Below are 12,271 nucleotides of genomic sequence, written 5' to 3' on the forward strand. Positions count from 1 at the left end.
CCTTTTTCTTCTCCGATCTCTGCGGCCCTCTGCGGCGCTCTGTGGTGAATTCTTCTGCTTCAGCTCTTCGACCCGAGCACGCGGTGCCGCAGCGAGGGCAGGCTCGCGCGCACCTTCTCGACGACGCTCGGATCGATCCACGCGGTCGCGACGCCCTCGCCCTCGCCGCACTCCGCGAGGACGGTGCCCCACGGATCGCAGATCAGCGCATGCCCGTAGCTGCGACGCTGCCCGAAGTGGTGCCCGGTCTGCGCGGCCGCGAGCACGTACGACTGGGCCTCGATCGCGCGCGCACGCAGCAGCACGTGCCAGTGATCCTTGCCCGTCGTGAGCGTGAACGCGGCGGGCACCGCCAGCGCGATCGCGCCGCGATCGACGAGCCCGCGATAGAGCTCGGGGAAGCGCACGTCGTAGCAGACCGACAGGCCGAGCTTGCCGAACGGCGCGTCGGCGACGACGAGCTCCGAGCCCGGCTCGACCGTCGCCGACTCCTCGAGCTTCGTGCCGTCCGGGAGGTCGACGTCGAACAGATGGATCTTGCGATAGACCGCGCGCACCGTGCCGAGCTCGTCGACGTGCACGCACGCGTTGCGCACCTTGCCCGCGCTGCCGTGAAGAGGAGCAGCGCCCTTCTCCCAGAACCCGCCGAGCACCAGCTGCGCGCGGGTGCGCCGCGCGAGCTCGCTCATGCGCGCCAGGATCGGACCGCCCACCGGCGCGGAGCGGCCGGGGGTCGACAGGGGGGCGGAGCCCTCCGGGGAAGGCAGCGACTCGGCGAGCTCCAGCTTGCCGTTCTCGGGCCCGAGGTACGCGAAGCACTCGGGGATCACGACCAGCGTCGCGCGGTCCGCGGCCGCCTCGCGCACCAGGCGCTCGACCGTGAGCAGGTTCGCCTCGACGTCGCCCGTCGACGTCATCTGCACCACACCGACCTTGGTCCTCATCGCTCGTCCTCACCTTCACCGAGCTCGTCGTCGTCGCCCTCGGCGCCCGCCCAGAGCTTGCGGATGCCGTGCGACTTCATCTTGTGGACGAGCGTGCGCAGCGGCATGCGGAGGATCTTCGCGGCCTGGGTCTGGTTCCCGCCCGCGCGTCGCAGCGCCTCGAGGATCAGCTCGGTCTCGTACTGGCGCACGCGATCCTTGAAGTCCGCGTCCGCGTCGTCGGCACGCGCGGGCACCGCGACCGCGGGCGAGCTCGGCGGGGGCACCGACTCGACGCGCGTGATGCGCTCGCCGAGATCCTCGGCGCGGATCGCATCGCTCGCGCACACCAGCGCGGCGCGCTCGATCACGTTGCGCAGCTCGCGCACGTTGCCCGGCCACGCATAGCTGCGCAGCAGCGCGCGCGCCTGGGGATCGAACGTGTGCACCGCCAGCCCGCTCGCCTTGCTCGCCTCCTCGAGGAAGAGCTCGGAGAGCACGTCGATCTCCTCGGGGCGCTCGCGCAGCGGCGGCACCCGCAGCGTCATCGCGTTGAGGCGGTACAGCAGATCGCGGCGGAACGTGCCCGAGGCGACCATCTGCTCGAGATCGCGATGCGTCGCCGCGACCACGCGCACGTCGCACTCGATCTCCTGCACCGAGCCGACGCGCGTGACGCGCTTGGTCTCGAGCACGCGCAGCAGCGCAGCCTGCGCGGCCGTGCTGAGCTCGCCGACCTCGTCGAGCATCACGGTCCCGCCGTCGGCCTGCTCGAAGAGACCGGGCGCGGCGCGCTCGGCGCCGGTGAACGCGCCCTTCTCGTGCCCGAAGAGCACGCTCTCGATCAGCGTCGCGGGGATCGCACCGCAGTTGATCGAGCGCAGCGGGCGCGAGCGTCGCGGCGACTCGGTGTGGATCGCGCGCGCGACGACCTCCTTGCCCGCGCCGGTCTCGCCCTGGATCAACACCGGGATCGACGAGCCCGCGATCTTGCGCACCAGCCCGTAGACCTCGCGCATCGCGGGCGACGCGACGACGACGCTGCGCGACGCGGCCTCGGGCTCCTGTCCGCTCGCGTGGCGGACCGCGCTCGACGGAGTCGCACCGCGCGCCGCATCGCGCGCACGATCGAGGAGCTCCTGCGCCGAGCGCGCCTCGGGCCAGGTCGCGATGCCGCACACCAGCGGCGGCTCACCGAGCGCCGGCGTGACCAGCGACGACGCCACGCGATGCGCCTGCTCGCGATCGGTCTCGGGCAGGAGCGCCAGCACCGCGCCCGGCGCGTAGAGCGAGATCGTGTCGATCGGACGCAGCGTGCCGCGGATGCGCGGGAGCCAGCGCGACGCGTGCCCCGATCCCACCGCCACCGCGCGCACCATCAGGAGCGCGAGCGGACGGCCGAACGTGCGCGCGCGCAGCACCTCGTCCTCGAGGCGCGCGAGGAATCGCTCGTGCGCGATCACGCCGCGCAGCAGCGCGTCGGCCGAGACCGTCACGTTCACCGACGCGGTCGCGGCGCCGAGCTGCACCGTCTCGCCGGGCGCGACCGAGACGCGCGTGGTGATGCGCTCGCCGCGCACGTGGGTGCCGTTCGTCGAGCCGAGATCCTCGATCCAGAGCTGCCCCTGCTGCCACCCGATGCGCGCGTGCTGGCGCGAGAGCGAGAGGTCGTCGACGACGACGTCCGCGGGGAACGCGCGACCGATCACGAGCGGACGATCGGGCTCGAGCGGCACGACCTTCACGCCGCCGTGCAGATACAGCAGCAGCGACGCCTGCGCGCGCATCGGCACCGAGTGCGCGGACGCGTCGTGGTCGACGGTGGTCTTGTCCTCCGGGCTCGTCATTGCTCCCTGGACCCCCGGCATACCTCGATGTGGGCGCGGCGGGAAGCGGCTCGAGCCCTATGCTCCGTCGCCATGACCACGATGCACAAGCGCTTCCTCCTCGCGTCGCGCCCGACCGGTGAGGCGACGGTCGACAATTTCCAGCTCGTGGAGGCGCCGCTCGACGAGCGCCTCCACGAGGGCCAGGTGCTGGTGAGGCACCACTATCTCTCGCTCGATCCCTACATGCGCGGGCGCATGAGCGACGCGAAGAGCTACGCGCCGCCGCAGCCGCTCGGCGAGGTGATGATCGGCGGCACCGCGGGCGAGGTGATCGCGTCGCGCGATCCGCGCTTCGCAGCGGGTGACTTCGTCGTCGGCATGGGCGGATGGCAGACGCACCAGAAGGCGGGCCCGAACGATCGCACGCTGCGCAAGGTGGATGCCTCGCGCGTGCCGCTCTCGGCGTACCTCGGCGCGGTGGGCATGCCCGGTGTGACCGCGTGGTACGGGCTCACCCAGATCATCGCGCCGAAGCCGGGCGCCACGGTCGTGGTGAGCGCAGCGAGCGGCGCGGTGGGCAGCGTGGTCGGACAGCTCGCGAAGGCCCGCGGCGTTCGCGCGGTCGGCATCGCGGGCGGTCGCGAGAAGTGCGACTACGTCCGCGACGAGCTCGGGTTCGACGCGTGCGTCGACTACAAGGAGCATCGCGACGTGCAGTCGCTCTCGCGCGCGATCGCGGAGGCGTGCCCCGACGGAGTCGACGGGCTCTTCGAGAACGTCGGCGGGATGGTGATGGACGCGGTGATGCTGCGGACGAACCCGTTCGCGCGCGTCGCGGTGTGCGGCATGATCGCGGGCTACGAGGGCCAGCCGATCCCGATGGCGTTCCCCGCGCTCGTCCTGACGAACCGACTGCGCCTCGAGGGCTTCATCGTGAGCGAGCACCCCGAGCACTGGCCCGCCGCGCTCAAGGAGCTCGGCGAGCTCGTCGCGACCGGCAAGCTGAAGTACCGCGAGACGATCGCGAAGGGCCTCGAGCGCGCGCCCGAAGCGTTCCTCGGGATGCTGAAGGGGAAGAACTTCGGCAAGCAGCTCGTCGATCTGCGATGACGTTCCGCGGGACGATCACGGGCGCCGACGATCCGCGGCCTCACGCGGTCACGATCACGATCGACGCGGGCTCGCTGCGCGCGGTGCGCGACGACGGCGGCGAGGCCTCGATCGCGCTCGATGCGATGACGCTCGAGCCCGGAGGGTTCGACGGTGACTTCGTGTTCTGTCGGCCGCGCGATGCGCGCTTCACCATCGCGACCAGCGACCCGGCGTTCGTCGACGCGCTGGGCGCGGCGAACGTCGCCGAGCTCGCACCGCAGCTCGCGAAGGTGGGGCGACATCGCGCGTCGTCGCGCCGCGGGGCGCACCTGTCGAAGCTCGGTGCGCTGGCGATGATCGCGCTCTTCGGCGTCGCGCTGTGGAACGTGCCCTCGATGCTCGCGGCGAGCGTCGGGATGCTGCCCACCTCGATCGATCGCGCGGTCGGGGACGCCGCGACGCCCGAGCTCGGCGCGCTCGACGAGATCGACGATCCCGCGGCGAGCGCGTTGGTCGAGGAGATCCGCGCGCGGCTCGTCGCGCACGCGGGCGCGGACGGGCACGACATCCGGATCACGATCGCACGCGACGAGCAGGTGAACGCGTTCGCGCTGCCGGGCGGGCGCGTCGTCGTGCTCACCGGGCTGCTCTGCACCGCACGATCGAGCGACGAGGTCGCGGGCGTGCTCGCGCACGAGATCGCGCACGTCACGCGGCGCCACGGCCTGCGGAACCTCGCGCATCGCGCCGGCATCGGGCTCGCGATCTCGCTGTGGCTGGGCGACGTCGAGGGATGGACCGCGCTCGCCGCGGACGCGGCGACCCTCGCGAGCCAGAGCGGCTACAGCCGCGCGCAGGAGTCCGAGGCCGATGCCGACGCGGTGCGCACCATGATCGCCGCGGGGCTCGATCCCGCCGCGCTCGCCGCGTTCTTCGCGACCATGGAGCGCCCCGACGACGCCGCGGCGCTGCGCTGGATGTCGACGCATCCCGACACCGCGGAGCGCATCGCGCAGGTGCAAGCGCTCGCGCGCGCCGAGCGGCCGACGCGCGTCCCTCTCGAGCATGATCTCGCGGCGCTGCAGCGAACGCTCTGCGCCGCCGCGCCGTGACGACGTTCAATCCATGAACGCCAGCGTGCCCGCGTGAGCGCGCCAGCGATCGAGCCAGAGCGTCGACTCCGACGTCGGCGCGCGGCCCATCACGACGTACGCGCCGTGGTCGTCGCGCATCGCCCAGGTCCACACCGTCACCGGCACGCCCTCGACCACGCCCTCGACGGTCATCTCGAACACGCCGGGCCCCACGACGCCGCCCTGCATCGTGCTCTCGCGGACCTGATCGATGTCGCTCGCGCCGACGAGCCCACCCACGAAGCGACCGAGCTCGAGATCGGTCCACGCGCTCCCGTCGGCGTGCTGCTCGTCGGAGTCCCACGGCACGAAGAGCCACACGAGCGAGGGCTGGGTGCGCGGCGGGACGCTCGCGGAGCCCACGAGCTCGTACTCGAGCGCGCCCCCGATCGACGTCGGGCGCAGCGTCATGCCCTCGGGCGGATCGAGCACGACGCTCATCTGCGCGAGCGCATCGTAGGTCGCGGTGGGATCGACGCGCGCGCTCGCGAGGATGGTCTCGATGGCGCGCACGTCGGCCGCAGGCCCGAGCACCGAGACGATCGCGCCCGCGCCCGAGAGCTCGATGCGCCGCGCGCGCACGACGATCCCGTTCGCGTCGCACGCCCACAGCGGCTCGCCCTGCGCGGAGCGACTCTCGCGGCATCCGACCTGAGTGCTCCGCAGGTCCTGGCTCACCTCGTCGAGGAACGTGCGCGTGTCGAGCCCCGGCGGCGCGGCGTCGATCGAGATCGCGAGCCCGCACTCGTGCACGACGAAGGGCCCGCCACGCACCAGCACGAGCTCGTCGACGCGCGGCAGGCGCAGCGACACGCGGGTCCCCGGGACCTCGACGATCTCGGCGGTGCCCATCGCGCGATCGAGCTGGCACGTGCCACCGGACGACGTGGAGGGCCGGTTCGCAACGCCGGCGCGCGCGGGGGTGGTTGGCTGCGACGACGAGGTGCTCGCCGCGCAGCCGGTGAGCGCGAGCGACAGCGAGAGCGCGAGGGCGGGACGCATGGTGGGCCTCCACCTAGCGCGCCGCGGGCGGGCGTCGAGCGCAGGTGTGAGCGACGCGCGCAGCGTAGACTCGGGCCCGCGCATGTCCGCCGTCGGGCGAAGGATCGATCGGTACGTCATCGAGGCGGAGCTCGACGCGGGCGGCTTCGGGCAGGTCTTCCGTGCGCGCCACGGCGTCACCGGGCGCGCGGTCGCGCTGAAGCTGCTGCATCCCTCGCGCGAGGCGTCGCTGGACGTCGTCGAGCGCTTCCTGCGCGAGGCGCGCATCCTCTCGGCGATCGCCTCGCCGCACGTGGTGCAGGTGCTCGACGCCGGGATCAGCGAGGACCGCAAGATCTTCCTGGCGATGGAGCTGCTCGAGGGCGAGTCGCTCGCGAAGCGCATCCAGCGCACCGGCCCGCTGCCGATGCGCGAGGCGATCGTGGTCGCGCGGCAGATCCTCGCCGGCCTCGCGGCGGCGCACGCGGCGGGCGTGGTGCACCGCGACCTCAAGCCCGCGAACGTGTTCCTCGCGCGCGGTCACGACGGCAGCGAGACCACGAAGGTGCTCGACTTCGGGATCAGCAAGTCGCGATCGCGCGGTCAGGAGAGCGTGATCACGATGACGGGCGCGGTGCTCGGCACGCCGCACTACATGGCGCCGGAGCAGCTGCACGGCGCACGCGATGTGGACGGGCGCGCCGATCTCTACGCGCTCGCGGTCTGCCTCTACGAGATGCTCTCGGGCAAGCTGCCGTACAGCGCGACGACGATCGACAGCCTGATCGCGCAGCGCCTCACCGAGCCTCCGACCCCGCTCGCCGCGCACGCGCCCCACCTGCCGCGGGCGCTGCTCGCGATCATCGATCGCGGGCTCGCGCGCGATCCCGACGCGCGGTTCCGGACGCCCGCGGAGCTCGACGCGGCGCTCACCACGCTCGAGATGGCGGCGCTGCCGCCGACCACCCCGCCCGCGATGCTCGCGCCGGCCGCGGTCTCGACGCGGCCGATCACGCCGGGCGCGGTCGCATCGCCGTACGCGTCGCATCGCCCCGCGGCGTCGATCGGCGCGTCGGCGGTGATGATGCCCTCGCCGATCGGTCCCGCGCCCTCGCACGCCACCGTCGCGCCCGCGCCCGCTCGGAACGGGATGCTCCTGGTGATGCTCGGCAGCGCGCTCGCGGTGATCGTGCTCTTGGTGCTCGCGCTCGCGGGCGTCATCGCCGCGTTCGTGTGGTCGCGCTCGAGCGCGCCGCCGGCGCCCGTTGTCACGCCCGTGCCGGCACCTGCGCCTGCGCCCGCGGCGGCGGCGGATCCGATCTTCGACGATCCCGATCTCCGGAACATCCCGGTGCCTGCGCCGACACCGCCGCCGCCCGGGCCGGTGACGACGCGCGCGTGGGTCGATCAGATCGTCGGCGACGTCGACGAGGCCGCGCTCGATCGCCTCGCGGCGCGCGCGGCGCCCGGGCTCGAGCGGTGTCGTCACGGTCACGCCGAGGACGTGCTGGTCCAGATCTTCGTCCACCGCGGCGGCCGCATCACGATCGCGCAGCCGCATCCGGTGCGACCGCACGGCGACGAGGCGACCGCGCGCTGCGTCGCACGCGCGCTGCGCGACGCGGCGCCGCTGGATCACGAGGACAGCGACGGGATCGTGAGCTTCGCGGCGCACGTGGAGCCGTGATCGCTTCGCTCGTCGTGCCCGTCGCCGTCGCCGCTCACGTCCACGACGCGGCCGGCGACGGCGACCTCTACTTCGCGCGGTGGATCTGGAACCCCGCGAACGACTGGCTCACCGGCATCACCTCGAGACGATTCACGTTGAGGTGCGGCGGCAGGTTCGCGACCCACCAGATCGTCTCCGCGATGTCCTCACCGGTGATCGGGTGCGTCCCCGCGTAGAGCGTGTCCGACGCCGCCTGATCACCGCCGGTGCGCACCAGCGTGAACTCGGTCTCCGCGAGCCCGGGCTCGATCGACGTCACACGCACGCCGGTGCCGTGCAGATCCGAGCGCAGCCCGAGCGAGAGCTGCGCGACGAACGCCTTGGTGCCCCCGTACACGTTCCCGCCGACGTAGGGGTACGTCGCCGCGACCGAGCTCACGTTCACGATCGCGCCGCGTCGCTCGATCAGCTTCGGCAGGAGGATGTGGGTGAGCGTCGCGAGCGCCGTGACGTTGGTGTCGATCATCTGCTTCCACTGCGCGAGATCGGCGCGCTGCGCGGGCGCGGTCCCGAGCGCGAGCCCCGCGTTGTTCACCAGCACGTCGACGTCGCGGAACCCCTCGGGCAGCGCCGCGATCGCAGCGCGCATCGCGCCCTCGTCGCGCACGTCGAACGCACACGGATGGACGCGCGACGCGCCGATCGCCGCGACCAGCGCATCGAGCCGCTCGGCGCGCCGACCGCACGCGATCACGCGCCATCCCGCGCCCGCGAAGCGCTCCACCGTCGCGCGCCCGAAGCCCGAGGTCGCGCCCGTCACCAGCACCGTCTTCGTCATGCGCGGGAGTGTGGTCCGCTCCGCGCGCGCGACGAGCGCTTTCGATCACGACGCGCGCGGCGCCACGTCGATCGGTCGCCCGAGCGCGCGCAGCAGGTCGCGCGCCGCGCGCCGTCCGCTCGCGATCGCGCCCTCCACCGTGCCGATCGAGCCCCCCGCGAGGTGCTCGCCCGCGAGCACGATCGTGCCGTCGATCACACCGCCCATCGCGTCCGCCGCGTCGAGCCCGCCGACCCGCACGAACGAGTACGCGCCGAGCGAGAAGGGGTCGCTCGACCAGTCGTGGGTCCAGACCCGCTCGACCAGCGCGCTCGCGTCCCGTGCGGTGGTCCCGAGCGCGCGCTGCAGCGCGACGATCGCACGCGCCTCGAGCTCGTCGCGCCCACCCGCGAGGAGCGCCCGCGCGCCCGGCCCGCCGCGCCAGCCCACGACGATCGGCGCATCGAGCGGGTGCACGGTCCACCACACCGGCAGTGCGTCGTCGTCGGTGAACAAGAACGTCGCGTCGGGTCGCTCGAGGAGCTCGCCGATCGATCGCCGTAGGACGAGCGTCACCCGCGCCGCGTGGCCCGGCTCGATCGCGTCGAGCCCGCGGCGCACCCGCGGCGGCTCGGGATCGAGGACCAGCGCGCGCTCGCGCAGCACGCCGATCGGCACCGCGATCACCGCGGCGCGCGCGCCGATCGGCCGTCCCTCCTCGAGCGCCACCCCGACCTTTCCTCGCGACCACGACACACATCGAACGCGCGCGCCGAGGCGCAGTGCGTCGCGATCGATCGACGCCGCGAGGGCGCCGGCGAGCGCGTCGTAGCCGCTCGACGTGCGCGCTGCCCCGCGGCCCTCCACGTCCTCCGCCCGCGCGATCGCGCGCTCGCTCGCGGTCGCGAGATCCGCCGCATGGAACCCCTCGACGTAGCGCCGCGCCTCGACGCGCGCGCTCTCGTCGACCTCGGCGCGATCGATGCCCTCGCCCACCGGACGATCGGGCACTCGGTCCGCATCGAGCTGCGACGTCACGCGCTGGACCTGCTGCCAGAACGACGATCCGTCCGAGACCTGTCCGTCCCGCACTCGCACCGGCCGGCCCCGCACCTCGACGATGTCCGCACCGGCCCGGGCCGCGAGCAGGCGCGTCGCCGGCGCCTCGCCGTGCACCCACTCCGCGCCGAGCTCGATCGGCGCGCGACACGACGGCTCGTGGTGGGTCCAGATCCGCCCGCCGATGCGATCGCGCGCCTCGAGCACCAGCACGTGGCACCCCGCCTCGCGCAGCGTCTCGGCCGCCGCGAGGCCCGCTGCGCCTGCACCGATCACGACCACCTGCGCCGAGGTCACCCGCCGATCCCTCGCAAGCACTGCGCCCGTCACGTTTCTTCACGTGCGAGCACGACCGGGCGCCCCAGAAACTGGCGCGATGCGGATCTCGCCGTGGCGCTTGCTCGTGTTCCTCGGCGTGGTGGGCAGCGTGAGCGCCCTGCTGCACGGCTACGCCTGGCTGCGCCTGTTCCACGATCCGGCGTGGGGCGGCCCGTGGGAGCTGCTCGGCGCGATCGCGCTCGCGGTGCTCGGCGTGATCGTGCCCGCCGCGATCCTCTCCGCGCGCACCGTGCGCCGGTCGATCGCGACCCCGCTCGCGTGGCTCGGGTACTCGTGGCTCGGCACGATCTTCTATCTCGACGTCGTGCTGCTCCCGATCGATCTCGCGCGCGTGCTGCTCGCGGCGGTCGATCCCGCGGGCGCGCCCTTCCTCGGCGCGCGCTGGGTCGCGGCGACCGCGAGCGTCGTCGCGCTCTCGCTCGTGGCGGCGGGCATCGCGCGGGTGCGGCGCGGTCCGGTGCTGCGCGAGGTCGACGTGCCGATCGAGGGGCTTCCCGCGGCGCTCGAGGGGTTCCGCATCGTGCAGCTCAGCGACGTGCACGTCGGGCCCACGATCGATCGCACGTTCGTCGAGCGGCTCGTCTCGCGCACCAACGCGCTCGCGCCCGACGCCATCGCGATCACCGGCGATCTCGTCGACGGCTCGGTCGCCCAGCTCGCGCACGGCGTCGCGCCGCTCGCGAGGCTGCGCGCGCGCCACGGCGTGTTCTTCGTCACCGGCAACCACGAGTACTTCTCGGGCGGCGACGCGTGGGCGCACCACGTCGCGACGCTCGGCGCGCGCGTGCTGCGCAACGAGCACGTCGTCGTCGATCACGAGGGCGCGCCCCTGGTGCTCGCCGGCGTCGACGACGTGATCGCGCCGCACTTCGGGGGCCGCTCCGACGTCGCGGGCGCGGTCGAGGGAGCGCCCGAGGGCGCGCCGATCGTGCTGCTCGCGCACCAGCCCCGCAGCATCGACGACGCCGCGCGCGCCGGGGTGGCGCTCCAGCTCTCGGGCCACACCCACGGCGGTCAGATGCAGCCCTTCGGGCTCCTCGTGAAGCTCGAGCAGCCCTTCCTCTCGGGCCTCCATCGGGTCGCCCGCACGTGGCTGTGGATCAGCGAAGGCACCGGGTACTGGGGCCCTCCCCTGCGCGTGGGCTCGCGTTCGGAGATCAGCGTCGTGCGTCTCGTCGGCGCGGGCTGAGGGACCGAAACGAACATCGGCCCGGCCGCGGCGGGCCCTTCGGTCCGCGTGCTCCGCACGCGCCTCCGCGGCCGAGCACTCCGGCTGGCCCGAGCGTTCGATCTCGATTGCGCCGCCGCACCGGCCCGCCCCATCCTGTCCGTCCTCATGCGGCTCGAGCTCCCCGCCGAGATCGAAGCGGTCCGCGAACGCATCGAAGCCTCGATCGCCCCTTGCCTCTTCTTGAGCCCCGCCGAGGACGGCGAGGTCACACGCACGCGGCTCGGCGGCGCGCCGCTGCTCCCGCCCGGCGTCGCGTGGCCGCGCTCCGATCGCGGCCCGCTCAGCTTCGTCGGCCAGCTCGACTTCCGCGAGCTGCAGCACGCCGCGCAGAAGTGCGCGGCGGTGCGCGCGCTCGACGTCGCGCTGCCGAGCGACGGCGTGCTCTCGCTCTTCTACGACGTCGAGGAGCAGCCCTGGGGCTACGATCCCGCGCACGGATCGGGCTTCGCGCTGGTCTATGCGCCCGACCCTGCGCGCGCGGTGGACGTCGAGCCGCCCGAGGGCGCGATCCCGTTCGACGAGGAGCCGCTCGTCGCGAGCGCGGGCCTCACGCTCCCGTGGCCCGACGATCGCTCGTACGCGTCGCTCGAGCTCACCGGTGACGGCGCGGTGCGCGCCTATCGCGACTACGTCGAGCGCTTCTCGCTCGCGCAGGGCCGCGGGATCCCCGCGCTGCGCCAGCAGGTCGGCGGTCACGCGCAGTGGCTGCAGCGCGACGGGCGCATCACCGCGGAGCTCGCGTCGAGCGGCGTGCACGCGGGCGGCGATCCCCGCACGTGGCGCAGCGCGGATCTGCGACGCGCCGAGTCCGAGGCGCAGAGCTGGCGCCTGCTCTGGCAGCTGAAGCCCGAGGACGATCGCTTCACGTGGGTCGATCTCGGCACGCTCTACGTGCTGATCCGCGACGAGGATCTGCGCGCGAAGCGCTTCGAGCGCGCGTGGGTGGTCTTCCAGAGCGGGTAGTACTGACCGTGCGGCTTCGGTGCGCACGTTCGCGCAAGGGCGCGCTGGCGCGCGCTCGCGCTCACAGCTGTTTCGTTTGAGTCTCGGCGAGCGGGCCGTTCGTGGAGGGGTTGCTCCGCGGTGGGCGAGATTCGAGTCCCCGCGGAACGTGCTCGGTGGCGTGATCTCGAGGGGCACCGAGCCCGGATCCGACCCGCACCCGGACCCCGACCCCGACCCGTACGCTACCCTGCGC

10 protein-coding genes are annotated in these 12,271 nt (G+C 73.4%); 5 read left to right on the forward strand and 5 right to left on the reverse strand.

The genetic code is table 11. The annotated features are described in order from the left end of the window. Positions 1–59: 59 nt before the first annotated feature. Together I5071_RS21070 and I5071_RS21075 are read right to left on the reverse strand one after the other, a co-directional pair. Entirely contained in the window at positions 60–944 is an 885-nt protein-coding gene (locus tag I5071_RS21070) for a carbon-nitrogen hydrolase family protein (RefSeq protein ID WP_236607296.1), read from the reverse strand. Then, positions 941–2,770, reverse strand: a complete 1,830-nt coding sequence (locus I5071_RS21075) for a sigma 54-interacting transcriptional regulator (protein ID WP_236607297.1) — start codon at positions 2,768–2,770, stop codon at positions 941–943. Before I5071_RS21075 ends, I5071_RS21070 begins: the two co-directional genes overlap by 4 nt. Positions 2,771–2,842: 72 nt before the next feature. Here I5071_RS21075 and I5071_RS21080 point away from each other — a divergent pair, with 72 nt between their 5' ends. Together I5071_RS21080 and I5071_RS21085 are read left to right on the forward strand one after the other, a co-directional pair. Continuing rightward, positions 2,843–3,862: an NADP-dependent oxidoreductase gene (locus I5071_RS21080; protein ID WP_236607298.1), complete on the forward strand. Its 1,020-nt coding sequence runs from the start codon at positions 2,843–2,845 to the stop codon at positions 3,860–3,862. After that, positions 3,859–4,956 carry a M48 family metallopeptidase gene (locus I5071_RS21085; RefSeq protein WP_236607299.1) on the forward strand — a complete coding sequence of 366 codons (1,098 nt, stop codon included), beginning with the start codon at positions 3,859–3,861 and terminating at the stop codon, positions 4,954–4,956. Before I5071_RS21080 ends, I5071_RS21085 begins: the two co-directional genes overlap by 4 nt. 6 nt (positions 4,957–4,962) lie before the next feature. Here I5071_RS21085 and I5071_RS21090 read toward each other — a convergent pair whose 3' ends face one another. Further along, positions 4,963–5,979 (reverse strand): hypothetical protein, encoded by a 1,017-nt coding sequence (locus tag I5071_RS21090; protein ID WP_236607300.1) that lies wholly within the window; start codon positions 5,977–5,979, stop codon positions 4,963–4,965. Positions 5,980–6,061: 82 nt separating this feature from the next. Here I5071_RS21090 and I5071_RS21095 point away from each other — a divergent pair, with 82 nt between their 5' ends. Beyond that, positions 6,062–7,645 carry a serine/threonine-protein kinase gene (locus tag I5071_RS21095; protein WP_236607301.1) on the forward strand — a complete coding sequence of 528 codons (1,584 nt, stop codon included), beginning with the start codon at positions 6,062–6,064 and terminating at the stop codon, positions 7,643–7,645. Between the two features lie 67 nt (positions 7,646–7,712). Here the strand turns inward: I5071_RS21095 and I5071_RS21100 are convergent, their stop codons facing one another. Further along, the gene (locus tag I5071_RS21100) at positions 7,713–8,465 is read right to left on the reverse strand and encodes an SDR family NAD(P)-dependent oxidoreductase (protein WP_236607302.1); all 753 of its coding nucleotides are present in this window, start codon (positions 8,463–8,465) and stop codon (positions 7,713–7,715) included. Positions 8,466–8,510: 45 nt separating this feature from the next. Further along, entirely contained in the window at positions 8,511–9,800 is a 1,290-nt protein-coding gene (locus I5071_RS21105; protein WP_236607303.1) for a flavin monoamine oxidase family protein, read from the reverse strand. A 79-nt stretch (positions 9,801–9,879) separates the two neighbouring features. On the opposite strand from I5071_RS21105, the gene I5071_RS21110 reads away from it, so the two are divergent. Continuing rightward, positions 9,880–11,031 (forward strand): metallophosphoesterase, encoded by a 1,152-nt coding sequence (locus I5071_RS21110; protein WP_236607304.1) that lies wholly within the window; start codon positions 9,880–9,882, stop codon positions 11,029–11,031. 147 nt (positions 11,032–11,178) lie between these two features. After that, the gene (locus I5071_RS21115) at positions 11,179–12,036 is read left to right on the forward strand and encodes a YwqG family protein (protein WP_236607305.1); all 858 of its coding nucleotides are present in this window, start codon (positions 11,179–11,181) and stop codon (positions 12,034–12,036) included. Positions 12,037–12,271 lie beyond the last annotated feature (235 nt).

It is taken from the genome of Sandaracinus amylolyticus (assembly GCF_021631985.1).
Classification (GTDB): Bacteria; Myxococcota_A; Polyangia; order Polyangiales; family Sandaracinaceae; genus Sandaracinus; species Sandaracinus amylolyticus_A.

Coding starts and splice junctions, on each gene's coding strand:
- I5071_RS21075 (WP_236607297.1), bottom strand. CDS start 2,770: ATGACGAGCCCGGAGGACAAGACCACCGTCGACCACGACGCGTCCGCG.
- I5071_RS21085 (WP_236607299.1), top strand. CDS start 3,859: ATGACGTTCCGCGGGACGATCACGGGCGCCGACGATCCGCGGCCTCAC.
- I5071_RS21090 (WP_236607300.1), bottom strand. CDS start 5,979: ATGCGTCCCGCCCTCGCGCTCTCGCTGTCGCTCGCGCTCACCGGCTGC.
- I5071_RS21070 (WP_236607296.1), bottom strand. CDS start 944: ATGAGGACCAAGGTCGGTGTGGTGCAGATGACGTCGACGGGCGACGTC.
- I5071_RS21100 (WP_236607302.1), bottom strand. CDS start 8,465: ATGACGAAGACGGTGCTGGTGACGGGCGCGACCTCGGGCTTCGGGCGC.
- I5071_RS21095 (WP_236607301.1), top strand. CDS start 6,062: ATGTCCGCCGTCGGGCGAAGGATCGATCGGTACGTCATCGAGGCGGAG.
- I5071_RS21115 (WP_236607305.1), top strand. CDS start 11,179: ATGCGGCTCGAGCTCCCCGCCGAGATCGAAGCGGTCCGCGAACGCATC.
- I5071_RS21080 (WP_236607298.1), top strand. CDS start 2,843: ATGACCACGATGCACAAGCGCTTCCTCCTCGCGTCGCGCCCGACCGGT.
- I5071_RS21110 (WP_236607304.1), top strand. CDS start 9,880: ATGCGGATCTCGCCGTGGCGCTTGCTCGTGTTCCTCGGCGTGGTGGGC.